This window comes from Cellulomonas sp. NPDC089187, from assembly GCF_040685135.1.
Classification (GTDB): domain Bacteria; phylum Actinomycetota; class Actinomycetes; order Actinomycetales; family Cellulomonadaceae; genus Cellulomonas.
Genome location: NZ_JBFBHI010000001.1, coordinates 25,307 through 47,125 on the forward strand (window position 1 = coordinate 25,307; position 21,819 = coordinate 47,125).

Below are 21,819 nucleotides of genomic sequence, written 5' to 3' on the forward strand. Positions count from 1 at the left end.
CGTCACCCGACCGACGTCACATCCCGAGTCGTCGCCGGACGAGACCCCCGGTTGCACGGCAGGTGCGTCAGGACCAGCGGAACCAGCGGCGCACCCCGGCGCCCAGGAGCAGCGTCCATCCCGCCAGGACCACCAGGTGCACCGCCGGGAACCCACCGTCGACCAGCGCGGTGCGCAGCGCCTCGCCCAGCGCGCCCGGGGGCAGCCACACCGCGACCTCCGCCCACCAACCGGGCAGGTCGGCCACCGGCAGCACCACGCCACCGACCACCGCTAGCAGCACCAGCAGCAGGTTGGCCGCCGCCAGCACCGCCTCGGCGCGCAGGGTGCCGGCCAGCAGCAGGGCGAGTGCGGTGAAGGCCGCGACCCCGAGCAGCAGCGCCAGCACCGCCGTGGGGATCCCGGCGGGTTCCGGCCGCCAGCCGAGCAGCAGCCCGACGGCGCCGACCACGATCACCTGCACCGCGGCGACGGCGAGCACCGCGACCGCCTTGCCTGCCAGCAGTCCACCGCGACCGAGCGGGGTGGTGGCCAGCAGTCGCAGCACGCCGTTACGCCGGTCGAAGGCGGTGGCGATCGCCTGGGAGGTCATCGATCCGGCCATGACGGCCAGTCCGAGGATGCCGGGGGTGACCACGTCGATCCGCGCGGCATCGCCGACCCCGATGTCGAGGAACGAGGACCGGCCCAGGGCGATCAGTGCCACCACCGGGATGATCAGGGTGACCAGCAACTGCTCGCCGTTGCGGAGCACCGCCAGGGTCTCGAACCGACCCTGGGCCAGCACACGGCTGACCGGGGGAGCAGCAGCGCTCATCGCAGATTCCGTCCGGTCAGGTCGAGGAACACGTCCTCGAGGGTGCGGCGTCCGGCGTCCAGCTGGGTGAGCAGAATCCCGCGGTCGGCGCACCACGCGGTCAGGGCGGCGACCAGGGCGGGGGTGGCGGGCAAGTCGACGGCGTAGCGGCCCGGCGCGGTCTCCCGGACGGCGCTGGTGCGGGTCGCGGGCAGGCCGGGCAGCGCCCAGAGCACGGAATCCAACGCGCCGACATCCAGCCCCGGCTCCGCGCGGAAGGTGACGGCGGTGCTGCCGGTGGCCAGCTCGTCCACAGTGCCCTCGGCGATCACCGCGCCATGGTCGACCACCACCACCCGGTCGGCCAGCTGCTCTGCCTCGTCCATCAGATGGGTGGTCAAGACCACGGCCACCCCGTCGGCGCGCAGCTCAGCGATCAGCTCCCACACCGCCCGACGAGCCTGCGGGTCCATCCCAGCGGAGGGCTCGTCCAGGAACACCAGCTCCGGACGACCGACTACCGCCGCCGCCAGAGCCAGACGCTGCCGCTGCCCGCCGGAGAGTCGACGCACCGTCGTGCGGGCGAAGGGGGCGATGCCCAGCCGTTCCACCAGCTCATCCACCGGTCGGGGATCAGTGAACATCGAGGCCACATGCCGCAGCACCGCCAGGGCCGGTGCGCCGGTGGGCAGCCCGGCGTCCTGCAACATCACCCCCACCCGGGGGCGCAGCGCCGCCGCGTCGGCCAGTGGGTCCAGGCCCAACACCCGGATCTGACCGGAGTCGGGGGTGCGCAGGCCTTCGCAGCACTCGATGGTGGTGGTCTTGCCCGCACCGTTGGGGCCGAGCACCGCCGTGACCTGCCCGGCTGCCGCGGTCAGATCCAGCCCGTCGACGACGGGGCGACCGTCGTAGCGTTTGACGAGGCTGCGGACGGACAGGGCGGCTGTGGGTGGCACCCGGAGAGTGTATGAGCAGCGCGAATGTGAGGTGACCCTTCCTTGCCAGGGAGGAATTTGGCAACAAAGATGTTGCCGATATCGGGCACGGAGAGGAGGAGTGGCATGTCATCGACCACCACACCCCTCGGCACCCGCCCGGACCTGGATGCCGAGGAGGCCGGGACCCGTCGCCGGGTGCTCGACCTGATCGCCAGCGACGGACCGGTCTCCGCCGCGGAGCTGGCCGCCCACCTCGACCTGACCGCCGCTGCCGTGCGTCGCCACCTGGCGCTGCTCGAGGGTGAGGGTCAGATCGCGGTCCACGACGGCCGCGCGGCGGGCAGCCCGGCCAAGCGCGGACGTCCGGCCAAGCGGTACGTCGTCACCAGCGACGGACAGGCCGCACTCAGCCAGCAGTACTCGGAGCTGGCCAGCCAGGCACTGCGGTTCCTGGCCGAGGTCGGCGGTGCGGACGCGGTACGTGACTTCGCCGCCCGTCGGGTGCAGGAACTGGAGACCCGACACGCTGACGCGCTGGCCGAGGCCGGTGCGGATCTGAGCCGACGGGCGGAGGTCCTGGCGGAGGGTCTGTCCGACGACGGGTTCGCCGCCAGTGCTCGACCGGTGCCCGGCGGGATGGCGATCCAGCTGTGCCAGGGCCACTGCCCGGTGCAGGCGGTGGCGGCCGAGTTCCCCGAGCTGTGCGAGGCGGAGGCCCGGGCGTTCTCCCGGATGCTCGGCGTCCACGTGCAGCGGCTGGCCACACTCGCCCACGGCGGGCACGTCTGCACCACCAACATCCCGATCATCCCGGTCCGTCCCTCGACGACCTGAACTTCCTCGAAGCCGCCGCCCCCATCCCGTGAGGACACGGAAGGACGATTCACCCATGACCACTGAGCCGATGACCCAGGACGAGGCGATCGCCTCGATCGGCAACTACGAGTACGGCTGGCACGACGCCGATGCCGCCGGGGCCAGTGCGCGCCGCGGTCTGAGCGAGGACGTCGTGCGGGAGATCTCCGCGCTGAAGAACGAGCCGGAGTGGATGCTCAAGACCCGGCTCAAGGCGCTGCGTCTGTTCGACAAGAAGCCGATGCCCTGGTGGGGTGCGGACCTGTCCGGCATCGACTTCGACAACATCAAGTACTTCGTGCGGTCCACGGAGAAGCAGGCCACCTCCTGGGAGGAACTGCCGGAGGACATCAAGAACACTTACGACCGGCTGGGCATCCCGGAGGCGGAGAAGCAGCGCCTGGTCGCCGGTGTCGCCGCGCAGTACGAGTCCGAGGTCGTCTACCACCAGATCCGTGAGGACCTGGAGGCGCAGGGCGTGATCTTCGTGGACACCGACACGGGTCTGCGCGAGTACCCGGAGCTGTTCGAGCAGTACTTCGGCTCGGTGATCCCCCCGGGCGACAACAAGTTCGCGTCGTTGAACACCGCGGTCTGGTCCGGTGGGTCCTTCGTGTACGTCCCGCCGGGTGTGCACGTGGAGATCCCGCTGCAGGCCTACTTCCGGATCAACACCGAGAACATGGGTCAGTTCGAGCGGACGCTGATCATCGCGGACGAAGGTTCCTACGTGCACTACGTCGAGGGCTGCACCGCGCCGATCTACCAGTCCGACTCGCTGCACTCCGCGGTGGTCGAGATCATCGTGAAGAAGAACGCCCGGGTGCGGTACACGACCATCCAGAACTGGTCGAACAACGTGTACAACTTGGTCACCAAGCGGGCCACCGCCGCCGAGGGCGCCACCATGGAGTGGGTCGACGGCAACATCGGCTCCAAGGTCACCATGAAGTACCCGGCGATCTACCTGCTGGGCGAGCACGCCCGTGGCGAGACGCTGTCCATCGCCTTCGCCGGTGAGGGCCAGCACCAGGACGCCGGCTGCAAGATGGTGCACGCCGCCCCGCACACCTCCTCGTCCATCGTGTCGAAGTCGGTGGCCCGTGGCGGTGGCCGCACCTCCTACCGCGGTCTGGTGCAGGTGTTGGAGGGTGCGTCGCACTCCGCCTCCAACGTGCTCTGCGACGCGCTGCTGGTCGACCAGATCTCTCGCTCCGACACCTACCCCTATGTGGACGTCCGCGAGGACGACGTGTCGATGGGCCACGAGGCGACGGTCTCCCGGGTCTCGGAGGACCAGCTGTTCTACCTGATGTCCCGCGGCATGACCGAGACCGAGGCCATGGCGATGATCGTGCGCGGGTTCGTCGAGCCCATCGCCCGTGAGCTGCCGATGGAGTACGCCCTCGAGCTGAACCGCCTGATCGAGCTGCAGATGGAAGGGGCCGTCGGCTGATGTCGACCACCACACAGAACTTGTCGACCGACCACTCCCGCGCGACCGCCGACGAGGCGCACTCGCACGGGGTCGGCTCCGCACCGGAGTCCTCCCGTGCCGCCCGGCTGAGCTCCTTCGAGGTCGCCGACTTCGCGGTGCCCAGCGGGCGCGAGGAGGAGTGGCGGTTCTCACCCGTGGACCGGCTGGCGCCGCTGTTCGCCGGGGACAGCGAGGGCAAGCTGACCGGGCACGGCGTGCTGACCACCGTGGTGGACGCCCCGGAGGTCGAGGTCGAGATCGTGGACCGCGACGACGAGCGCCTGGGTCTGGCCGGTAAGCCCGGTGACCGTGCGGCGGCGGTGGCCTGGGCCTCCGCGACCCGCGCCACCGTGGTGACCATCCCGGCCGAGCAAGTGGCCTCCACGGTCACCTCGATCCGGGTGGAGGGCGTCGAGGGCAACACCGAGCCCAGCGCCGCGCACCTGCTGGTGCACGCGAAGCCGATGTCGCAGGCCACCGTGGTGATCGACCACGTCGGCCAGGCGCAGCTGACCGAGACCGTCGAGGTGGTCGCCGAGGACGGCGCGCACTTGACCGTCGTCTCCGTGCAGGACTGGGCCGAAGGTGCGGTGCACAACGCCGCGCACCGGGTCCGGATCGGCCGGGACGCCACCGTCAAGCACATCATCGTCACTCTGGGCGGCGACGTGGTCCGGGTGACCCCGGATGCGGAGTTCGTCGGCGAGGGCGGCTCGGTGGAGATGCTCGGGGTGTACTTCGCGGATGCGGGGCAGCACCAGGAGCAGCGGCTGTTCGTCGACCACGCGGTGCCGAACTGCAAGTCCCGGGTGACCTACAAGGGCGCACTGCAGGGTGAGGGCGCGCACACGGTGTGGGTCGGTGACGTGCTGATCCGGGCCGAGGCTGAGGGCACCGACACCTATGAGCTGAACCGGAACCTGGTGCTCACCGACGGGGCACGCTCCGACTCGGTGCCGAACCTGGAGATCGAGACCGGTCTGATCGAGGGCGCCGGCCACGCCAGCGCCACCGGACGCTTCGACGATGAGCAGCTGTTCTACCTGCAGGCCCGGGGCATCCCGGAGACCGACGCCCGCCGGCTGGTGGTGCGGGGATTCTTCGCGGAGCTGATCACGCAGATCGGCGTGCCGGAGGTCGAGGAGCGGTTGATCGCGGCCATCGAGCGCGAGCTGGCCCAGTCGATGTCGGAGTTCGCCGATGCGCTGGCACCCGCCGGTGGTGACTTCGCCTCCGACGTCACCGACCAGACCGACGGCGAGCGGGCGATCCTGTCCGAGCCGGCCAGCGTGACCAGCGCGGACGAGCGCCTGTGACCGCGCAACTGGCCTGCTACACCGCCGACATCCCCGAGGCCGGCGCCCTGCGCGTCGAGCTGGAGGGGGAGTCCGGTGTGGTCGAGGTGGCCGTGGTCCGCGCCGAGGACGGCACCCTGCATGCGATCAGCGACATCTGCTCGCACGGTGCGGTGTCGCTGTCGGATGGCGAGGTCGAGGACTGCACTGTCGAGTGCTGGCTGCACGGTTCGCGATTCGACCTGAAGACCGGTGAACCCCTGGGACCCCCGGCGGTCCGCCCCGTGCCCGTGTACCCCCTGACCGTCGATGGCGAGCGCGTGCTCGTCGACGTCGGCTGAGCTTGAAGAACTTCTGAGGAGATACGAGATGTCCACCCTGGAGATCCGCGACCTGCACGTCAGCGTCGAGACCAAGGAGGGCCCCAAGCCCATCCTGCGCGGCGTCGACCTGACCATCCGCTCCGGCGAGACCCACGCCATCATGGGCCCGAACGGCTCCGGCAAGTCGACCCTGGCCTACTCGCTGGCCGGTCACCCGAAGTACCAGATCACCTCCGGCACCGTCACCCTGGACGGGGAGGACGTGCTGGAGATGAGCGTGGACGAGCGTGCCCGCGCCGGCATGTTCCTGGCCATGCAGTACCCGGTGGAGGTGCCGGGGGTGTCCGTGTCGAACTTCCTGCGGACGGCCAAGACCGCCATCGACGGCGAGGCCCCCGCGCTGCGCACCTGGATCAAGGACGTCAACGGCGCGATGGAGAAGCTCCGGATGGACCCGGCCTTCGCCGAGCGTTCCGTCAACGAGGGCTTCTCCGGCGGTGAGAAGAAGCGGCACGAGATCCTCCAGATGGAGCTGCTCAAGCCGAAGATCGCCATCCTGGACGAGACCGACTCCGGCCTGGACGTGGACGCGCTGCGGATCGTCTCCGAGGGCGTGAACCGGGTCCGGGAGACCTCCGATGTCGGCGTGCTGCTGATCACCCACTACACGCGGATCCTGCGCTACATCAAGCCGGACTTCGTGCACGTGTTCGTGGACGGTCGGGTCGCCGAGGAGGGTGGCCCGGAGCTGGCCGAGCGGCTGGAGAACGAGGGCTACGACCGGTTCCTGGTCGGTTCGGCCTGATCATCGCTTGACCGCCGCCCGGGGTGCTTCCCGGGCGGCGGACGCACCAGAGAAGGACTGACGTGACGACAACCCTGGGGGCGGCCGAGCTGGCCGCCGTGCGCGCGGACTTCCCGCTGCTCACCCGGACGGTGCGCGGGGGCAAACCGCTGGTCTACCTCGACTCCGGTGCCACCTCGCAGAAGCCCGAGGTGGTGCTCGACGCCGAGCAGGACTTCTACGCCCAGCGCAACGCGGCGGTGCACCGGGGCGCGCACCAGCTGGCCGAGGAGGCCACTGAGGCCTTCGAGACCGCCCGGCGGCAGGTGGCGTCATTCGTGGGAGCCGACGAGGACGAGATCGTCTGGACCTCCAACGCCACCGCGGCGATCAACCTGGTCGCCTACGCGATGTCGAATGCCACCGCCGGTCGCGGGGGAGACGCTGCCCGGCGCTTCGCCCTGGCTCCCGGGGACGAGATCGTGGTCACCGAGCTGGAGCACCACGCGAACCTCGTGCCCTGGCAGGAATTGGCTGCCCGCACCGGTGCGACCCTGCGCTGGTTGGGGGTCACCGACGACGGCCGGATCGACGCTTCTGCTCTATCCGAGATCGTGAACGAGCGCACCCGGGTGTTCGCCTTCACCCACGCCTCCAACGTCACCGGTGCGATCACTGACGTTGCCCCGCTGGTCGCCCGTGCCCGGGAGGTCGGCGCACTGACCGTGCTGGACGCCTGCCAATCCGTGCCGCACCTGCCGGTCGACCTGCACGCCCTCGGGGTGGACTTCGCTGCGTTCTCCGGGCACAAGATGTTCGGCCCCACCGGTGTTGGTGCGCTCTACGGCCGCCGTGAGCTGCTGGAGGCGATGCCCCCGGTGACGACGGGTGGGTCGATGGTCGAGGTGGTCACGATGGAGTCGACCACCTTTGCCCCGCCGCCGCGCCGGTTCGAGGCCGGGACCCAGATGGTGTCCCAGGCGGTGGCGATGGGTGCCGCCGCGACCTACCTGGCCGAGCTGGGGATGGACGCGGTGGCCGCACACGAGGCCGAGCTGACCGTTGCGCTGCTGGAGGCGGTCGCCTCGGTGCCCGGTGTCCGGGTGATCGGTCCTGAGTCGGCGGAGAACCGGCTGGCCGTGGTGTCCTTCGTGGTCGACGGGGTGCACGCCCACGATGTCGGCCAGGTACTGGACGACGCCGGGGTCGCCGTGCGGGTCGGTCACCACTGCGCGCAGCCGCTGCACCGCCGGTTCGGGGTGGCCGCCACGGCGCGCGCCTCCGCAGCGGTCTACACCACCCTCGAGGAGATCGAGGTGTTCCGGGAAGCTCTGGCGGGGGTCCGGACGTTCTTCGGACTGGAGGACTGACATGAGCACCGGAATGGAACAGATGTACCAGCAGCTCATCCTCGACCACGCCAAGCACCCCGCCCACCGCGGCGAGCAGGAGGCGTACGACGTCGAGGTGCACCACGTGAACCCGACCTGCGGCGACGAGGTCACCCTGCGGGTCCGCGTCGACGGAGGGAACATCGCCGAACTCACCTGGACCGGCCAGGGCTGCAGCATCTCCCAGGCCTCCGCCTCGGTGATGGCCCAGGCAGTCACCGGCCGCCCGGTCGACCAGGCACTGGAGCTCTCCGGTGAGTTCCGTGAGCTGATGGACTCCCGGGGTGAGCTGCCTGCCGAGTGGGAGACCCGGGCCGATGACGAGAACGACCCGCTGGGCGACGCCGTCGCCTTCGTCGGGGTCGCCCGCTACCCGGCGCGCATCAAGTGCGCGCTGCTCGGCTGGTCGGCGATGAAGGACGCGGTCGCCCAGGCCGCCGGAACCGAGGAGGCACGATGACCGAGTCCGTGCAGGCCGCCCCGCCGAACGCGGCCGACATCGAGGAGGCGCTGCGCGATGTCATCGACCCCGAACTCGGGGTCAACATCGTCGACCTGGGGCTGATCTACGGCATCGCGCTGGAGCCCAACCGGCACGTCACCATCGACATGACGCTGACCTCCGCCGCGTGCCCGCTGACCGATGTGATCGAGGACCAGGCCGGTCAGTCGCTGGAAGGGCTGGTCGACAGCTTCCGGATCAACTGGGTGTGGATGCCGCCGTGGGGTCCGGAGCGGATCACCGAGGACGGGCGCGCGATGATGCGGGCGCTCGGGTTCAACATCTGAGGGTTGGTCAGAACCTCGCCTGCGCTGCCAACTGCTGCGCGTAGGCGAGGGTGGGGTCGAGGCGTCAAGCGCCACGGTGGCCCTTCCGGTGTGGTCGGCGCATGGCGGCCGAGCGCTGTCAGTCGAGGATCCCCCGCGCCGCCAGCGCCTCGCCCCGATCCCGAGCCCGCCCCACCATCCGCAGCACCGCCGGGGCCAGCCACAGCCGCGGGTCTCGTTCCACCCCGCGGGCGCGTGCGGCGTCCCGCACCTCACCCACCACGCCGGCGATCTCCGGCACCGTACGCAGCAGCAGCGTGACGGCCAGCGCCACGGCATCCGGCCGCACACCCACGTGCCGCAGCGGACTCGCGGCCCGGGCGAGCACGTCGAGCAGTCGATCCGCCGGGGTAGTGGCGGTGAGCAGCGTCGCGGCCAGCACCAGGGTGAGCAGGTCCGCCGCGACCTCGACGGCCGGACCGGGGCCCCTGGTGAGCGCCTGATAGCCGGCGGCCAGGGCGGCGGTGATCAGCACCGGCAGCAGTCCGCGCACGGTGTGACGCCAGGGGAGTCGGACGGCGAAGGCGAGGGCGAGCATCAGGCCGAGCAGCACGAGCGCGATGATCGGGCCGCGCAGCAGGACGACGGCGATGCCGAGGGCGGCCAGGGCAAGCAACTTGGCGGCGGTGCCGGTCATGGCAGCGTCGGCGCGTCGGGTCGTGTGCGGTCGCTCGGGGCGGGTGACATCAGCTCCCGGTAGGTCGCCAGTGTCGGTTCCGGGGCACCGTCCGCCACGATCCGACCGTCGTCCACGACCAGAACCCGGTCGGCGGTGGCGGCCGCCTCCAGGTCATGGGTGACCAGCACCACCTGCTGGGGCAGCCCCGCGATCAGGTCGGTGATCACCCGGCGCCAGCGCAGGTCGAGCAGGGTGGTGGGTTCATCGCAGACCAGGATGTCCGGCTCGGTGGCCAGCACCGCGGCCAGGGCCAAGAGTTGCCGCTGCCCGCCGGAGAGCGCGCGCACCGGCAGATCGGCGCGCTCGGCCAGACCGACCCGGGCCAACACCTCGCGGGCGCGGGCGTCACGCTCGGCGGCGGGGACGCCGATGCGGCGCAGGGACAGGGCGACGTCCTCGACCGGGGTGGGCATGACGATCTGCGCGTCCGGATCGGTGAACAGGAAGCCGACCGAGCGTCGGACCGCGTGGCCGTCACGGGCGGTGTCCAGACCGTCGACCAGCACCTGTCCGGCGGCGGGGAGGGTGAGGCCGTTCAGGAGCCGGGCAAGTGTGGACTTGCCAGAGCCGTTGGCACCCACAACGGCGATCCGGCGTTCGGTCAGGGTGAGGTCGACCGGTCCCAGAATCCGCACGGGGTCACCATCGCGATGGGTCCGGCGGTTCCCGCGCGGCGGATCGGCGGTGACCCACACCCCGCGTAGCTCGATCACCGGCGGCGCAGCTCCGGGTAGGCGCGCAGCACGGCGGCGGCCACTACGGCGGCGAGCAGGTTCTTCAGCAGATCGCCGGGCAGGAACACCGCCCCCGCCGTCACCGCCTCACCGGCGGACAGCCCCAGCCGCCAGCCCAGCACCGCGATGCCCGCCGGATGGACGATCAGCAGGGAGGCCACGGTGGCAGCCGTGAACAGCGCGGGCACTTGCCACCGACCGGAGACCCGTCGCACCAGCATCGACCCGGCACCGGCCACCGCCGCCGCGACCGGGAAGGCGAGCAGGTACCCCGCCGACGGTCCGGCCAGCACCCCGAGTCCGCCCACCGCGCCGGAGAGCACCGGGAGCCCGGCCAACCCGACCGCCACGTAGAGCAGGAGCGCCAGGAACCCGCGCCGCGGGCCGAGGACCAGGCCGGTCAACGCCACCGCGAAGGTCTGCAGGGTGATCGGCACCGCGCCGCCGACCGGGATCGCAGGCAGCACCGCACACACCGCGACCAGTCCGGCGAAGGACGCGATCAATGCCAGGTCAGTGGCCGCGGAACGGCGTACGGCCGGCACGGGCAGTGCTGTCGGTGTTGCCGATGCCTGCGGCTGGGGGTCGAACACGGGGCCTCCGGAGGGTCGGCGCGGGAAAAACTCGCGCTCGGCCACGCTAGCCGCCCGTAGACTGGACGCAGTGTGTGCCGACGACCAGAACAGTCGGGCGGCACCTGGAGGATTCCGCACAGTCGCCGATCCCGTCCGGAACGGCACCTGCCACCGGCGGATCGGTGCCGCGATTCGGGCGAGGTGCCCGTCAGGAGTGACACGGTGATCACAGCGCAGGGCGTCGAGCTGCGGATCGGGGCACGCACGCTGCTGACCCCGACCACCTTCCGGGTGGCCGCGGGCGATCGGATCGGACTGGTGGGCCGCAATGGTGCGGGTAAGACCACCCTGACCAAGACGCTCTCCGGGGAGACCCAGCCCACCGGCGGCACGATCAGCTCCAGCGGGGACATCGGCTACCTGCCGCAGGATTCCAAAGTCGGCGACCTGGACCAGTTGGCGATGCACCGGGTGCTGTCCGCCCGCGGGTTGGACGCCATCGTCGCCAAGATGCGCGCCACCGAGGCGGAGATGGCCTCCGAGGACGACACGGTCCGGGCCAAGGCGATGAACCGGTACGAGAAGCTGGAGGCGCGCTTCATCGCCGGTGGCGGGTACGCGGCGGAGTCCGAGGCGCACCGGATCACCGCCAACCTGGGATTGGACGACCGGGTGCTCGCGCAGACGCTCGGCACGCTCTCCGGTGGTCAGCGTCGCCGGGTGGAGCTGGCCCGCATCCTGTTCTCCGACGCCGACACCCTGCTGCTGGACGAGCCGACCAACCACCTGGACGCCGACTCCATCCTCTGGCTGCGCGACTACCTCAAGGCGTACCCGGGTGGGTTCATCGTGATCAGTCACGATGTCGAGCTGCTGCGCGCCACCGTGAACAAGGTTTTCCACCTGGACGCCAACCGCGGCGAGCTCGACCAGTACAACCTCGGCTGGGACGCCTACCTCAAGCAGCGCGAGACCGATGAGAAGCGCCGCCGTCGTGAGCGGGCGAATGCGGAGAAGAAGGCTTCCGCACTGATGGCCCAAGCGGACAAGATGCGGGCCAAGGCCACCAAGACGGTCGCCGCGCAGAACATGGCCCGCCGTGCCGAGCGCCTGCTGTCCGGCCTGGACGAGGTTCGCGCGCAGGACAAGGTCGCCAAGCTGCGGTTCCCCGAGCCCGCGCCCTGCGGCAAGACCCCGCTGACCGCCTCCGACCTGTCCAAGTCCTACGGTTCGCAGGAGGTCTTCGCCGGGGTGGACCTGGCCATCGACAAGGGCAGCCGGGTGGTGGTGCTGGGCCTGAACGGTGCGGGCAAGACCACCCTGTTGCGGATGCTCGGCGGGATCATGGAGCCGGACACCGGTGAGGTCATCCCGGGCCACGGCCTCAAACTCGGCTACTACGCGCAGGAGCACGAGACCCTGGACCTGGACCGCACGGTGGTGGAGAACCTCCGCTCCCAGGCCCCGGACCTGACCGACACCCAGGTGCGTTCGGTGCTCGGGTCGTTCCTGTTCTCCGGCGACGACGCGGATAAGCCCGCCGGGGTGCTCTCCGGTGGCGAGAAGACCCGGTTGGCGCTCGCGGCCCTGGTGGTGTCCAGCGCGAATGTGCTGCTGCTGGACGAGCCCACCAACAACCTGGACCCCGCCTCCCGTGAGGAGATCCTGGCGGCGCTGCGCGGCTACACCGGCGCGGTGGTGCTGGTCTCCCACGACGAGGGTGCGGTGGAGGCGCTCCAGCCCGAGCGTGTCGTCCTGCTCCCGGACGGCGACGAGGACCTGTGGAACCCGGAATACCTGGACCTGGTCACCCTGGCCTGAGCCGACGCGATGCCCGCCTGGCCACGCACGGCCACCGAGACTACGGAAAGTGACGCGTACGCGGCCGAGAAGGGTCGCACTCCGTAGTCTCGGTGGGCCGCGGCCCACGTGGGAAGTGCGTCAGAGCGCCCGCGAGCTGTGCGGACAGCGCATGAGCCGCGCGGGCCGTGAGCAGGTCAGGGCAGTTGGGCGTCGATCAGCGCGTCCTCGGTGTCCTCGTCCGAGACCCGGCGCCGGCGGGGCACCCGGACCGTCCCGTCCTCCTGCGGGAGCAGATCGCCCAGTGCGACACCGGGGCCACGGGGGATGCCGCGCTCGTCCCGGATCTCCCGGCGCGCCATCCAACCGAAGCCGATCAGTGCCCCGATGCCGAAGGTCCACCATTGGAAGGCGTAGGACAGGTGTGAGCCCGGGTCGGTGGACGGCATCGGCAGCGCGCCGAGGGATGTCGTCGGGGCCGGGTTCTCGGACACCAGCGCCCCGTAGGCGGAGTAGGCGTCGGCAGTGGCGTCGTCGCCAGCGGCGAGCACCTGGACGACGTTGATCGACTGCACCTGTCCGGCCGGGGCTCCCCGGGTGCTGGCGGCCTCCTGCGGGCGTAGCCGGGAGGTGACCGTGACCTGGCCGGCGGGCGGCTCGGGCACGGTCACCTCCCCGGAGGCGTCCTGATCCCAGGCCACCCAGCCGCGATCGATGATCAGCGTGGCACCGTCATCGCTCACCAGCGGCACCAGGACGTGGAACCCGGGTTGGCTATTCACCGGTCGGTTGCGCAGCAGCACCGTGCCGTCGACGTTGTAGCGGCCAGTGACCGTGATCGGGTGCCAGACCCGCGCCGGGTCGAGCGCGCTGTTGGTGTCGGGCAGCAACTCGGCGAGGGGCACCGGATCGGCGTCGTAGTTGGTCTGGACCAGGCGGATCGCGGCATCCCGGTTGACGTGCCGGTTCCACTGCCAGCGGCCGAGGAACGCGCAGGCGGTGGCCATGGTCACGGCGAGCAGCACCAGGCCGATGGCCCGGCGGGTGGCGGGGGACAGCGTCACGGATGCCCGTCCAGCTCGGTGACCGGCAGGGTGTCCTTCCAGAAGTCGCGGATCCGCAGGTACTCCTCCAGGTGGGTGCGGTGGTCGTCGCAGGCTAGCCACACCTTGCGGCGCTCAGGGGTGTGCAGCTTCGGGTTGTTCCAGCGCACGCCCCAGACTGCGTCGGCGCGGCAGCCGCGGGCGGAACAGATCAGCTCGTCGGTCACCGGGGCTCTCCTGGCTGGTCGTCGTGGCGCGGGCCGGCGGTCAGCTCCGGCGGGGTCATGGTCGCATCTGAGCCGATCCCGCGTTCGCGTCCGGCGTTGGCGAACAGCACCGCGGTGTACGGCAAGATCACCGCCCCGACCAGGAACAGGATGCTCAACCAGAGCGGCACATGCCGCCACAGCAGCACGGTCAGCAGGAAGCACGCCACCCGGATGCCCATCTGGATCAGGTAACGCGAGGCGCGGCGCGACTGGTCGTCCGCCAGCGACTTCGGGGCGCTGGTGACGCTGACGACCGGCGGGGTCCGCCTACGGCTGGGCACATCTGATCGTAGGCGCGTCCGGCCCGGGGCGGCGGGTCGGGGAGGGTGGCGCTGGTCACCGATTGTGCGATTCGGACAACGTGCGGCCCGCAACCTGTGCCGCCGTGTTGCACGGTCTGCGCCGTCGGCCTCGGTTAGCGTCGATGCTCGTGACTGACACCGCAGCCCCCCAGCCCCGCAGCGTGCTCGTGACCGGTGCCACCCGTGGCATCGGTCGGGCGATCGCCGAGCGATTCGTTGCCCACGGGGACCGGGTCGCCACCCTGGTCCGCTCCGGTGGTGAGGTGCCTGACGGCGTGCTGGCGGTGCCCGGTGACGTCTCCGACACCGCCGCGGTCGATGCGGCCTTCGCGCAGATCGAGGAGGCGCACGGCCCGGTGGAGGTACTGGTCGCCAACGCCGGCGTCACCCGGGACCAGCTGCTGATGCGGATGACCGACGACGACTTCGCCGCGGTGCTGGAGGTGAACCTGACCGGGGTGTTCCGCTGTGTGCGCCGGGCGTCCAAGGGGATGATCCGGATGCGTCGCGGGCGGATCGTGATGATCGGCTCCGTGGTCGGTCTCTACGGCAACGCCGGGCAGATCAACTACACCGCCAGCAAGGCAGGTCTGATCGGCATGGCGCGCTCGATCACCCGCGAGCTGGGCGGTCGGGGGATCACCGCGAATGTGGTCGCTCCGGGCTTCATCCAGACCGCGATGACCGACGCGCTGCCCGCGGACCGCCAGGCTGCGTACCTGTCGTCGATCCCGGCCGGACGCTTCGGTGGCGCGGATGACATCGCCGCCGCGGTGGAGTTCCTCGCCTCGCCCGCCGCCGGGTACATCTCCGGTGCGGTGCTGCCGGTCGATGGCGGCCTCGGCATGGGCCACTGATTCTTCTCTGCACGACTACTAGACAGGACGACGACTCATGGGTCTGCTCGAAGGCAAGAAGCTGCTGGTCACCGGGGTGCTCACCGACGGTTCGATCGCATTTCACGTGGCGCGGCTGGCGCAGGAGGAGGGCGCGCAGGTCGTGCTCAGCTCCTTCGGCCGCCAGTTCCGACTGACCCAGGCCATCGCGCGCCGACTCCCGCAGGAGGCGCCGGTCGTCCAGCTGGACGTGACCAACGACGAGGACCTGGAGCAGCTGGCCACCCGGGTTGGCGAGCATGTCGACCACCTGGACGGGGTGGTGCACTCGATCGGATTCGCGCCGCAGTCGGTGATGGGGGGCAACTTCCTGGCCGGGCAGTGGGCGGATGTCGCCACCGCGCTGGAGATCTCGGCGTTCTCCTTCAAGTCGTTGGCCGTCGCCGCGCAGCCGCTGATGACCGGGGGCGGCTCGCTGGTCGGGCTGACCTTTGACGCGCGCTTCGCCTGGCCGGTCTACGACTGGATGGGTGTGGCCAAGGCCGCGCTGGAGAACACCTCCCGCTACCTGGCCCGCGACCTGGGCCCGAAGGACATCCGGGTGAACCTGGTGTCGGCCGGTCCTATCCGGACCACCGCCGCCAAGTCGATCCCCGGGTTTGCCGCCATGGAGGAGGGCTGGGAGGTCCGTGCACCGCTGAGCTGGGACGTCAACGACCCCGAGCCCACCGCCCGCGCCGTGGCCGCGCTGCTGTCCGACTGGTTCCCGAAGACCACCGGGGAGATGATCCACGTCGACGGCGGCGTGCACGCGATGGGCCAGTGACGTGCGACCCTGGTGCGCGTGACTGACGCCTACCAGCTGATCCTGCTCCGGCACGCCCAGGCCGAGCACGCCGATTCCCTGGCGGACCACCTGCGTCCGCTGGCGCTCGACGGGCGTCGCCAGGCCACCGCCGTGGGCGCTGATCTGCGCGAGTCCGCTCTGGTGCCCGATGCGGTGCTGGTGTCCTCCGCGGTGCGCACCCGGCAGACCTGGGATCTGGTGCGGTCTGGGCTGGAGGTTCCCGCGGAGGTCGCCACGCTCAGCGAGGCGCTCTACGAGGCCGGGGTGCGGTCGCTGCTCGATCTGGTCCGGGCCGTGCCTGGCGACGTGCGGCGGTTGCTGGTGGTCGGACACGAACCGACGATGTCGCAGACCGCCGCGACCCTGGCGGATGCGCAGACCTCGGGTTCGGCCGCGCTGGCCCGGGTGCGCACCGGGGTGCCCACCGCGACGTACAGCGTGCTGGAGTCGGCGCAGCCCTTCGGGGACTGGATCGCCGGGGCGGTCCGGCTGGTCAGCGTGGTCGCACCGGCCTGATCAGACCCGGAGACGTGGCGAGCTCAGCGGGGGAGTAGGTCCAACACCGCGTCCAGTCGTCCGTCGACTGCGGCATCCGCCTGTGCGGCCACCACCGGCTTGGCATTGAACGCGACCCCGAATCCCGCGGTGGCCAGCATGTCCAGATCGTTCGCGCCATCGCCGATGGCCACGGTCTCGGACAGGTCGATCCCGTCGGCTGCCGCCCACTCGCGCAAGGTGCGGGCCTTGACCGCGCGGTCGATCACCTCACCGGCCATCCGCCCGGTCAGATGACCCCGGGCGACCTCCAGAGCGTTGGCGCGCACCCGGGTGATGCCCAGGCGGTCGGCCAGCGGCTGCACCACCTCGATGAACCCACCGGAAACCAGGCCGACCGCGCAGTCGCGGGCGCGCAGCCCGTCGATCAGCTCCACCGCACCGGGGGTCAGCTCGACCTCGGCCAGCACGTCGGCGAACACGCTCTCCGGCAACCCGGCCAGGGTGGAGACCCGCGAGCGCAGTGACTCGGTGAAGTCGATCTCCCCGCGCATCGCCCGCTCGGTCACCTCGGCGACCAACTTCCGGGAACCCGCGTGGGCGGCGAGCAGCTCGATCACCTCGGCGGTGATCAGGGTGGAGTCGACATCCATCACGACCAGACGCGGGAAGCTGTTCACCCGTGCAGGGTAGCGGTGAGGGCCGCGCCTAGGCGGTGATCACCGTGTTCTTGGGCACGACGGTGATCCCGGACTCGGTGACGGTGAATCCGCGGGCCAGGTCGAGCTCGCGGTCGATGCCGACCCGGGCGCGCTCCTCGAGGACGACGTTCTTGTCCAGGATCGCCCGATGCACTTGGGCATAGCGGTTCACGATGCAGCCGTCCATCAGTACCGAGTCGGTGACCTGCGACCAGGAGTGCAGGTACACCCCCGGGGAGAGGACCGAACCGGAGACCGTGGCACCGGAGACGATCACACCGGGGGAGACGATCGAATCCGCCGCGTGCCCGAGTCGCCCGGCACCAGCGTGCACGAACTTGGCGGGGGGCAGACCGGTGTACCCGGTGTAGACCGGCCACTCGTCGTTGTAGAGGTTGAACACCGGCTCGATGGAGATCAGGTCCTGGTTGGCCTCGTAGAAGGAGTCCAGCGTCCCGACGTCCCGCCAGTAGTCGCGGTCCCGGTCGGTGGAGCCGGGCACGTCGTTGTTCTTGAAGTCGTAGACCCCCGCGGTGCCGCGCTCGACGAAGGCCGGCACCAGGTCCCCGCCCATGTCGTGCCGGGAGGTGGGGTTCTCGGCATCCTCGGTGACCGCGCGGATCAGGGCGTCGGTGTTGACCACGTAGTTGCCCATCGACGCCAGGATCTCGCCGGGGGAATCGGGCAGTCCGACCGGGTCGCTGGGCTTCTCCCGGAACGCGGCGATCCGGGTCGGGTCGTCCGGAACGGTCTCGATCACGCCGAACTCGCCGGCCTGGGAGATCGGCTGCCGGATACCGGCGACGGTGATCTCCGCACCGGAGGCGATGTGCTGGTCGACCATCTGGGAGAAGTCCATCCGGTAGACGTGGTCGGCACCGACCACTACCACGATGTCCGGCTTCTCATCGTCCAGGATGTTCAGGCACTGGTAGATCGCGTCCGCGCTGCCCAGGTACCAGTGCTTGCCGACCCGCTGCTGGGCGGGCACCGGGGAGACGTAGTTGCCGAGCAGCGTCGACATCCGCCAGGTCTTGGACACATGCCGGTCCAGGCTGTGCGACTTGTACTGGGTCAGCACCACGATGTGCAGGTAGCGGGAGTTCACCAGGTTCGACAGGGCGAAGTCGACCAGGCGGTAGATCCCCCCGAAGGGGACCGCGGGCTTGGCCCGACTCTCGGTGAGCGGCATCAGCCGCTTGCCCTCCCCACCTGCGAGGACGATTGCCAGGATGCGCGGCGCTGCCATGCCCCCGACCCTAGGGGGCCGCGCCCGGCTGGGCGAGGGGAACCGCCATATTCGCGCTAGCGTGTCGCCGACGCGCACCGGCGCGACACGGACGGAGGAGCTGTGCGAGTCGATCTGCTCACGCGGGAGTACCCGCCGCACATCTACGGCGGTGCCGGGGTGCACGTCGCGGAGTTGGCGAGTGTGTTGCGCTCGCGGCTGGACGTGCGGGTGCACTGCTTCGATGGGCCCCGCGACGAGCCGGGGGTGACCGGGCACGACGTCCCGGCGAAGCTGCGCGGGGCGAATCCGGCCCTGGGGACCTTCGGGGTGGACCTTGGCATGGTGGCGGGCATCGAACCCGGCGCGGAGCTGGTGCACTCGCACACCTGGTACGCCAACCTGGCCGGCCACCTGGCGGGTCTGCTGCACGGCATCCCGCATGTGGTCAGTGCACACAGCCTGGAACCGCTGCGTCCCTGGAAGGCCGAGCAACTCGGCGGCGGGTACGCGCTGTCCTCCTGGGCGGAGCGCACCGCCTTCGAGTCGGCGGCGGCAGTGATCGCGGTCAGCGGAGGGATGCGCCAGGACATCCTGCGGTGCTACCCGGCACTCGACCCGGCGAAGGTCCATGTGGTGCACAACGGCATCGACCTGACCGGCTGGCAGCGCCCCGCCGATCAGGAGGCCACCGCCCGCATCGCCCGCGGCTTCGGCATCGACCCCGACCGGCCCGCGGTGGTGTTCGTCGGGCGGATCACCCGGCAGAAGGGCCTGCCCTATCTGCTGCGCGCCGCCGAGCTGCTGCCGCCGCAGGTCCAGTTGGTGCTGTGCGCCGGGGCGCCGGACACCCCGGAGATCCTGACTGAGGTCACCGCGCTGGTCGACGGGCTGCGTGCCCGCCGCGACGGGGTGGTCTGGATCGACCAGATGCTGCCCCGGGACGAGCTGACCGCGGTGTTGGCGGCCTCGACGGTGTTCGTGTGCCCGTCGGTCTACGAGCCGCTGGGCATCGTCAACCTGGAGGCGATGGCCGTGGGTCTGCCGGTGGTGGGCACTGCGACCGGCGGCATCCCGGAGGTGGTCGACGACGGTGTCACCGGGTGGTTGGTGCCCATCGACCAGGTCGACGACGGCACCGGAACCCCGGTGGACCCGGAACGGTTCGTGGCGGATCTGGCCGCGGCCCTGATCGAGGCGGTCAGCGATCCGGAGCGGGCGCGGGCCTGGGGGCGAGCGGCCCGGACCCGGGTGGAGGAGCACTTCTCCTGGGAGGCGATCGCGGACCGGACGGTGGCGGTGTATCGGAGTGTGCTGGGCGACTGAGCTGCCGCCCGACGTGAGCCGCTGACCGACCTGCGTCGTTGACCGACCTGCCGTCCCGGTGGTGCCGGATGGTCTAACGCTGCGGTGGCCCTGGGTGGGTCGCCGCTGCCAGCGCTCGCCGCGCGGCCCGGTCGACATCACGCAGCGCGGTGCTGCGCTGGTCCACCTGCCAGAGGTTGACCGCCGCACCGTCGTCGCCGGTGGCCAGATCCACGATGGCCCGCAGTCGAGCGGCGGTTGTCAGCATCCGGACCCGGCGCTGGTCGAGTCCGGCGGGTAGTTGCCAGCCTGGGTCCGCGCCGCTGCTCAACGCGGCGATCTGCTCCGCGGCGTCCTCGCGCCAGCGGGCGACATCCAGTGAGGTGAGCGCCTCGGTGGCCCGGGCCAGAGCCGTGGTCAGATCACGTTCCGCCTCCCGCAGGGTGCCGACCTGCCCGACCAGGGCGGTCTGCCACGGCGGCACCGGGGTGACCTGCCAGGTCACCAGGTGCCCGGGCTCGTACACCGATCCGAAGACCTCGACCTGCGGAACCGCGGCCCAGTCGCCCTCCGGGGTGTGCACCAGCACGGCCTCACCGGCCTCCTGGGCGGCACCGGCGACCAGGGCGGGCGCTCCGGCCGGATCACCCGGCGCGGGCAGGACGGCGGCCACCGTCCGGGGCCCGGACGCCCACCGGGTGACCAGCTCAGCCAGAGTGCCCCCGTCGGCGATCCGGTGCGGCTCGTCCTCGCCCTGCACCGCAGCGAGCAGCCGGTCCACCGGGCCGGAACCGGGCGACGGTTCAGCGAGCCACAGCGCGAGCAGGATCGAGCGCGGCAGGGTGAGCGAGTCCACGTCACCAACCTACGTCCCGGCCGTTAGGGTCGTGACCATGACCGACGTGCTCGACCTGCAGGACGTGTCCATCCGCCGCGGTACCACCGCCATCCTGGACGGGCTGTCCTGGCGAGTGCGCGAGGGGGAGCGCTGGGTGGTGCTCGGCCGTAACGGTGCGGGCAAGACCACGATGCTGCAGATCGCTGCCGGTCGGATGCACCCGACCTCCGGCACCGCCGAACTGCTGGGCAACCGGCTCGGTCAGGTGGACGTCTTTGAGCTGCGCCCCCGGATCGGTCTGGCCTCGGCGGCGCTCGCGGAACGGATCCCCGGCGGCGAGCTGGTGCGGGACGTGGTGATCACTGCGGCCTACGGCGTGACCGGTCGATGGCGGGAGGCCTACGAGCAGGTCGACGAGTCCCGCGCCGCGGACCTGATGGCGGCCTTCGGGGTGACAGCTCTGGCGCAGCGGACCTACGGAACGCTGTCCGAGGGCGAGCGCAAGCGGGTGCAGATCGCCCGCGCCCTGATGAGCGACCCGGAGCTGCTGCTGCTGGACGAGCCCGCTGCCGGGCTGGATCTGGGTGGGCGCGAGGAGCTGATCGCCGCGCTGGCCGAGCTAGCCGCCGACCGCAGGTCCCCGGCGCTGGTCCTGGTCACCCACCACGTGGAGGAGATCCCGCCCGGCTTCACCCACCTGATGCTGATGCGGGATGGGCATGTGCACGCGGCGGGGCCGATCGAGCAGGTGCTCACCGATCAGAACCTGACAGCCACCTTCGACACCCCGCTGCAGGTCGAGCGGCGCGGCGACCGCTGGACAGCACGGGCCGCCGAACGGGTCTGATCCGATTCAACGTCAGCAGATGGCAAAGGGATCGCCTAGGATTGGTGGCAGGAGCGGTCTGACCGTCCTGATATGACGGCGGTGGTCGCCGCCGGTACGCGACCGGCGAAGGAGAGTGGCGACATGGTCTGGCTGATGTGGCTCGGTGGGGCACTGTTGTTGGCGGTGCTGGAGATCTTCACCCTCGACCTGTTGTTCATCATGCTGGCCGCTGGTGCTGCTGCCGGGGCGATCGGTGCCGCCGCCGGGCTGCCGCTGGTGTGGCAGATCGTGCTCGCCGCCGCTGTCGCGTTGCTGATGCTCTTCGCGTTCCGGCCCTTCCTGCTGCGGCACCTGCGCACCCGGGTCGATCTCGTGGAGACCAACGTCGCCGCGATGATCGGCAAGCCCGGCATCGTGCTCCAGCCGACCGACGGTTCCGGGGGACGGGTCAAGATCGGGGGCGACGTCTGGTCGGCCCGGACCGAGGACGGCACCGTGTTGGCGGCGGATGACCAGGTCCGGGTGATCCGGATCGACGGCGCTACCGCCGTGGTGGGTGCCCCCGCGCCGGTCGAGGCGGAGCCGAACGAGGATGTCGAGCGTCCCTGACGCCCAGTACGACCACGGTGCCGACCTGCGGATGCCGTG

At 70.8% G+C, this 21,819-nt stretch carries 26 protein-coding genes; 15 read left to right on the forward strand and 11 right to left on the reverse strand.

The features are described from left to right. Nucleotides 1-67: 67 nt before the first annotated feature. Both AB0N78_RS00115 and AB0N78_RS00120 read right to left on the reverse strand, forming a co-directional pair. A complete protein-coding gene (locus AB0N78_RS00115; protein ID WP_363384172.1) occupies nt 68-817 on the reverse strand; it encodes an ABC transporter permease in 750 nt (249 codons plus the stop codon). Next, entirely contained in the window at nt 814-1,755 is a 942-nt protein-coding gene (locus tag AB0N78_RS00120; RefSeq protein WP_363384176.1) for an ABC transporter ATP-binding protein, read from the reverse strand. Before AB0N78_RS00120 ends, AB0N78_RS00115 begins: the two co-directional genes overlap by 4 nt. A gap of 105 nt (nt 1,756-1,860) precedes the next feature. Between AB0N78_RS00120 and AB0N78_RS00125 the strand changes: the two genes are divergently transcribed. From AB0N78_RS00125 to AB0N78_RS00160, 8 genes are all read left to right on the forward strand, one after another. Next, nucleotides 1,861-2,571: a helix-turn-helix domain-containing protein gene (locus AB0N78_RS00125; protein ID WP_363384179.1), complete on the forward strand. Its 711-nt coding sequence runs from the start codon at nt 1,861-1,863 to the stop codon at nt 2,569-2,571. 55 nt (nt 2,572-2,626) lie between these two features. Next, nucleotides 2,627-4,048 carry a Fe-S cluster assembly protein SufB gene (gene sufB / locus AB0N78_RS00130; RefSeq protein WP_363384182.1) on the forward strand — a complete coding sequence of 474 codons (1,422 nt, stop codon included), beginning with the start codon at nt 2,627-2,629 and terminating at the stop codon, nt 4,046-4,048. Beyond that, nucleotides 4,048-5,385: a Fe-S cluster assembly protein SufD gene (gene sufD, locus AB0N78_RS00135; RefSeq protein ID WP_363384184.1), complete on the forward strand. Its 1,338-nt coding sequence runs from the start codon at nt 4,048-4,050 to the stop codon at nt 5,383-5,385. The genes sufB and sufD overlap by 1 nt, the downstream gene beginning before the upstream one ends. Further along, nucleotides 5,382-5,705, forward strand: coding sequence for a non-heme iron oxygenase ferredoxin subunit (locus tag AB0N78_RS00140; protein ID WP_363384186.1), 324 nt, complete (start codon nt 5,382-5,384; stop codon nt 5,703-5,705). The genes sufD and AB0N78_RS00140 overlap by 4 nt, the downstream gene beginning before the upstream one ends. A gap of 28 nt (nt 5,706-5,733) precedes the next feature. Further along, on the forward strand, nt 5,734-6,492 hold the full coding sequence (gene sufC, locus AB0N78_RS00145) for a Fe-S cluster assembly ATPase SufC (RefSeq protein ID WP_363384189.1): 759 nt from the start codon (nt 5,734-5,736) through the stop codon (nt 6,490-6,492). Nucleotides 6,493-6,554: 62 nt separating this feature from the next. Next, nucleotides 6,555-7,841 (forward strand): SufS family cysteine desulfurase, encoded by a 1,287-nt coding sequence (locus AB0N78_RS00150; protein ID WP_363384192.1) that lies wholly within the window; start codon nt 6,555-6,557, stop codon nt 7,839-7,841. 1 nt (nt 7,842) lies between these two features. Then, a complete protein-coding gene (gene sufU, locus AB0N78_RS00155) occupies nt 7,843-8,322 on the forward strand; it encodes a Fe-S cluster assembly sulfur transfer protein SufU (protein ID WP_363384195.1) in 480 nt (159 codons plus the stop codon). Then, nucleotides 8,319-8,651 (forward strand): metal-sulfur cluster assembly factor, encoded by a 333-nt coding sequence (locus AB0N78_RS00160; protein WP_363384197.1) that lies wholly within the window; start codon nt 8,319-8,321, stop codon nt 8,649-8,651. Before sufU ends, AB0N78_RS00160 begins: the two co-directional genes overlap by 4 nt. Nucleotides 8,652-8,769: 118 nt before the next feature. Here AB0N78_RS00160 and AB0N78_RS00165 read toward each other — a convergent pair whose 3' ends face one another. The 3 genes from AB0N78_RS00165 to AB0N78_RS00175 all read right to left on the reverse strand — a co-directional run bounded on the left by AB0N78_RS00165 (nt 8,770) and on the right by AB0N78_RS00175 (nt 10,648). Further along, entirely contained in the window at nt 8,770-9,327 is a 558-nt protein-coding gene (locus AB0N78_RS00165; protein WP_363384200.1) for a CbiQ family ECF transporter T component, read from the reverse strand. After that, the gene (locus tag AB0N78_RS00170; RefSeq protein WP_363384203.1) at nt 9,324-10,004 is read right to left on the reverse strand and encodes an energy-coupling factor ABC transporter ATP-binding protein; all 681 of its coding nucleotides are present in this window, start codon (nt 10,002-10,004) and stop codon (nt 9,324-9,326) included. Before AB0N78_RS00170 ends, AB0N78_RS00165 begins: the two co-directional genes overlap by 4 nt. A gap of 74 nt (nt 10,005-10,078) precedes the next feature. Further along, nucleotides 10,079-10,648, reverse strand: a complete 570-nt coding sequence (locus tag AB0N78_RS00175; protein ID WP_363384206.1) for a biotin transporter BioY — start codon at nt 10,646-10,648, stop codon at nt 10,079-10,081. A gap of 252 nt (nt 10,649-10,900) precedes the next feature. Between AB0N78_RS00175 and AB0N78_RS00180 the strand changes: the two genes are divergently transcribed. Next, complete coding sequence (locus AB0N78_RS00180) at nt 10,901-12,499, forward strand: ABC-F family ATP-binding cassette domain-containing protein (RefSeq protein WP_363384209.1); 1,599 nt, start codon at nt 10,901-10,903, stop codon at nt 12,497-12,499. A 176-nt stretch (nt 12,500-12,675) separates the two neighbouring features. Here AB0N78_RS00180 and AB0N78_RS00185 read toward each other — a convergent pair whose 3' ends face one another. From AB0N78_RS00185 to AB0N78_RS00195, 3 genes are read right to left on the reverse strand one after another with little or no spacing between them, the layout of a single operon-like run. Continuing rightward, nucleotides 12,676-13,542 (reverse strand): SURF1 family protein, encoded by an 867-nt coding sequence (locus tag AB0N78_RS00185; RefSeq protein ID WP_363384212.1) that lies wholly within the window; start codon nt 13,540-13,542, stop codon nt 12,676-12,678. Continuing rightward, on the reverse strand, nt 13,539-13,748 hold the full coding sequence (locus tag AB0N78_RS00190) for a hypothetical protein (RefSeq protein ID WP_363384214.1): 210 nt from the start codon (nt 13,746-13,748) through the stop codon (nt 13,539-13,541). The genes AB0N78_RS00185 and AB0N78_RS00190 overlap by 4 nt, the downstream gene beginning before the upstream one ends. Beyond that, nucleotides 13,745-14,071 carry a DUF3099 domain-containing protein gene (locus AB0N78_RS00195; RefSeq protein WP_363384215.1) on the reverse strand — a complete coding sequence of 109 codons (327 nt, stop codon included), beginning with the start codon at nt 14,069-14,071 and terminating at the stop codon, nt 13,745-13,747. Before AB0N78_RS00195 ends, AB0N78_RS00190 begins: the two co-directional genes overlap by 4 nt. 143 nt (nt 14,072-14,214) lie before the next feature. Between AB0N78_RS00195 and fabG the strand changes: the two genes are divergently transcribed. Genes fabG through AB0N78_RS00210 form a run of 3 tightly spaced genes read left to right on the forward strand, consistent with a single transcriptional unit; the run spans nt 14,215 to nt 16,291 of the window. Further along, nucleotides 14,215-14,949, forward strand: a complete 735-nt coding sequence (gene fabG, locus AB0N78_RS00200) for a 3-oxoacyl-ACP reductase FabG (RefSeq protein ID WP_363384218.1) — start codon at nt 14,215-14,217, stop codon at nt 14,947-14,949. A 37-nt stretch (nt 14,950-14,986) separates the two neighbouring features. Then, complete coding sequence (gene fabI, locus AB0N78_RS00205; RefSeq protein WP_363384220.1) at nt 14,987-15,754, forward strand: enoyl-ACP reductase FabI; 768 nt, start codon at nt 14,987-14,989, stop codon at nt 15,752-15,754. A gap of 18 nt (nt 15,755-15,772) precedes the next feature. Next, nucleotides 15,773-16,291 (forward strand): histidine phosphatase family protein, encoded by a 519-nt coding sequence (locus AB0N78_RS00210; protein WP_363384223.1) that lies wholly within the window; start codon nt 15,773-15,775, stop codon nt 16,289-16,291. A 23-nt stretch (nt 16,292-16,314) separates the two neighbouring features. On the opposite strand, the gene serB is transcribed toward AB0N78_RS00210, so the two are convergent. After that, nucleotides 16,315-16,950 carry a phosphoserine phosphatase SerB gene (gene serB / locus AB0N78_RS00215; protein WP_363384226.1) on the reverse strand — a complete coding sequence of 212 codons (636 nt, stop codon included), beginning with the start codon at nt 16,948-16,950 and terminating at the stop codon, nt 16,315-16,317. Nucleotides 16,951-16,978: 28 nt separating this feature from the next. Then, a complete protein-coding gene (locus tag AB0N78_RS00220) occupies nt 16,979-18,220 on the reverse strand; it encodes a glucose-1-phosphate adenylyltransferase (RefSeq protein WP_363384229.1) in 1,242 nt (413 codons plus the stop codon). A 102-nt stretch (nt 18,221-18,322) separates the two neighbouring features. On the opposite strand from AB0N78_RS00220, the gene glgA reads away from it, so the two are divergent. Next, nucleotides 18,323-19,525, forward strand: a complete 1,203-nt coding sequence (gene glgA, locus AB0N78_RS00225; RefSeq protein ID WP_363384232.1) for a glycogen synthase — start codon at nt 18,323-18,325, stop codon at nt 19,523-19,525. Between the two features lie 73 nt (nt 19,526-19,598). On the opposite strand, the gene AB0N78_RS00230 is transcribed toward glgA, so the two are convergent. Further along, nucleotides 19,599-20,360, reverse strand: a complete 762-nt coding sequence (locus AB0N78_RS00230) for a hypothetical protein (protein ID WP_363384235.1) — start codon at nt 20,358-20,360, stop codon at nt 19,599-19,601. A 37-nt stretch (nt 20,361-20,397) separates the two neighbouring features. Between AB0N78_RS00230 and AB0N78_RS00235 the strand changes: the two genes are divergently transcribed. After that, nucleotides 20,398-21,189 carry an ABC transporter ATP-binding protein gene (locus AB0N78_RS00235; protein WP_363384238.1) on the forward strand — a complete coding sequence of 264 codons (792 nt, stop codon included), beginning with the start codon at nt 20,398-20,400 and terminating at the stop codon, nt 21,187-21,189. A gap of 72 nt (nt 21,190-21,261) precedes the next feature. Continuing rightward, nucleotides 21,262-21,780 (forward strand): NfeD family protein, encoded by a 519-nt coding sequence (locus AB0N78_RS00240; RefSeq protein ID WP_363384241.1) that lies wholly within the window; start codon nt 21,262-21,264, stop codon nt 21,778-21,780. Nucleotides 21,781-21,819: the final 39 nt, after the last annotated feature.

Coding starts and splice junctions, on each gene's coding strand:
- sufB (WP_363384182.1), top strand. CDS start 2,627: ATGACCACTGAGCCGATGACCCAGGACGAGGCGATCGCCTCGATCGGC.
- AB0N78_RS00220 (WP_363384229.1), bottom strand. CDS start 18,220: ATGGCAGCGCCGCGCATCCTGGCAATCGTCCTCGCAGGTGGGGAGGGC.
- fabI (WP_363384220.1), top strand. CDS start 14,987: ATGGGTCTGCTCGAAGGCAAGAAGCTGCTGGTCACCGGGGTGCTCACC.
- AB0N78_RS00115 (WP_363384172.1), bottom strand. CDS start 817: ATGAGCGCTGCTGCTCCCCCGGTCAGCCGTGTGCTGGCCCAGGGTCGG.
- AB0N78_RS00125 (WP_363384179.1), top strand. CDS start 1,861: ATGTCATCGACCACCACACCCCTCGGCACCCGCCCGGACCTGGATGCC.
- AB0N78_RS00165 (WP_363384200.1), bottom strand. CDS start 9,327: ATGACCGGCACCGCCGCCAAGTTGCTTGCCCTGGCCGCCCTCGGCATC.
- fabG (WP_363384218.1), top strand. CDS start 14,215: ATGCTCGTGACTGACACCGCAGCCCCCCAGCCCCGCAGCGTGCTCGTG.
- sufD (WP_363384184.1), top strand. CDS start 4,048: ATGTCGACCACCACACAGAACTTGTCGACCGACCACTCCCGCGCGACC.
- AB0N78_RS00235 (WP_363384238.1), top strand. CDS start 20,398: ATGACCGACGTGCTCGACCTGCAGGACGTGTCCATCCGCCGCGGTACC.
- sufU (WP_363384195.1), top strand. CDS start 7,843: ATGAGCACCGGAATGGAACAGATGTACCAGCAGCTCATCCTCGACCAC.
- AB0N78_RS00240 (WP_363384241.1), top strand. CDS start 21,262: ATGACGGCGGTGGTCGCCGCCGGTACGCGACCGGCGAAGGAGAGTGGC.
- AB0N78_RS00160 (WP_363384197.1), top strand. CDS start 8,319: ATGACCGAGTCCGTGCAGGCCGCCCCGCCGAACGCGGCCGACATCGAG.
- sufC (WP_363384189.1), top strand. CDS start 5,734: ATGTCCACCCTGGAGATCCGCGACCTGCACGTCAGCGTCGAGACCAAG.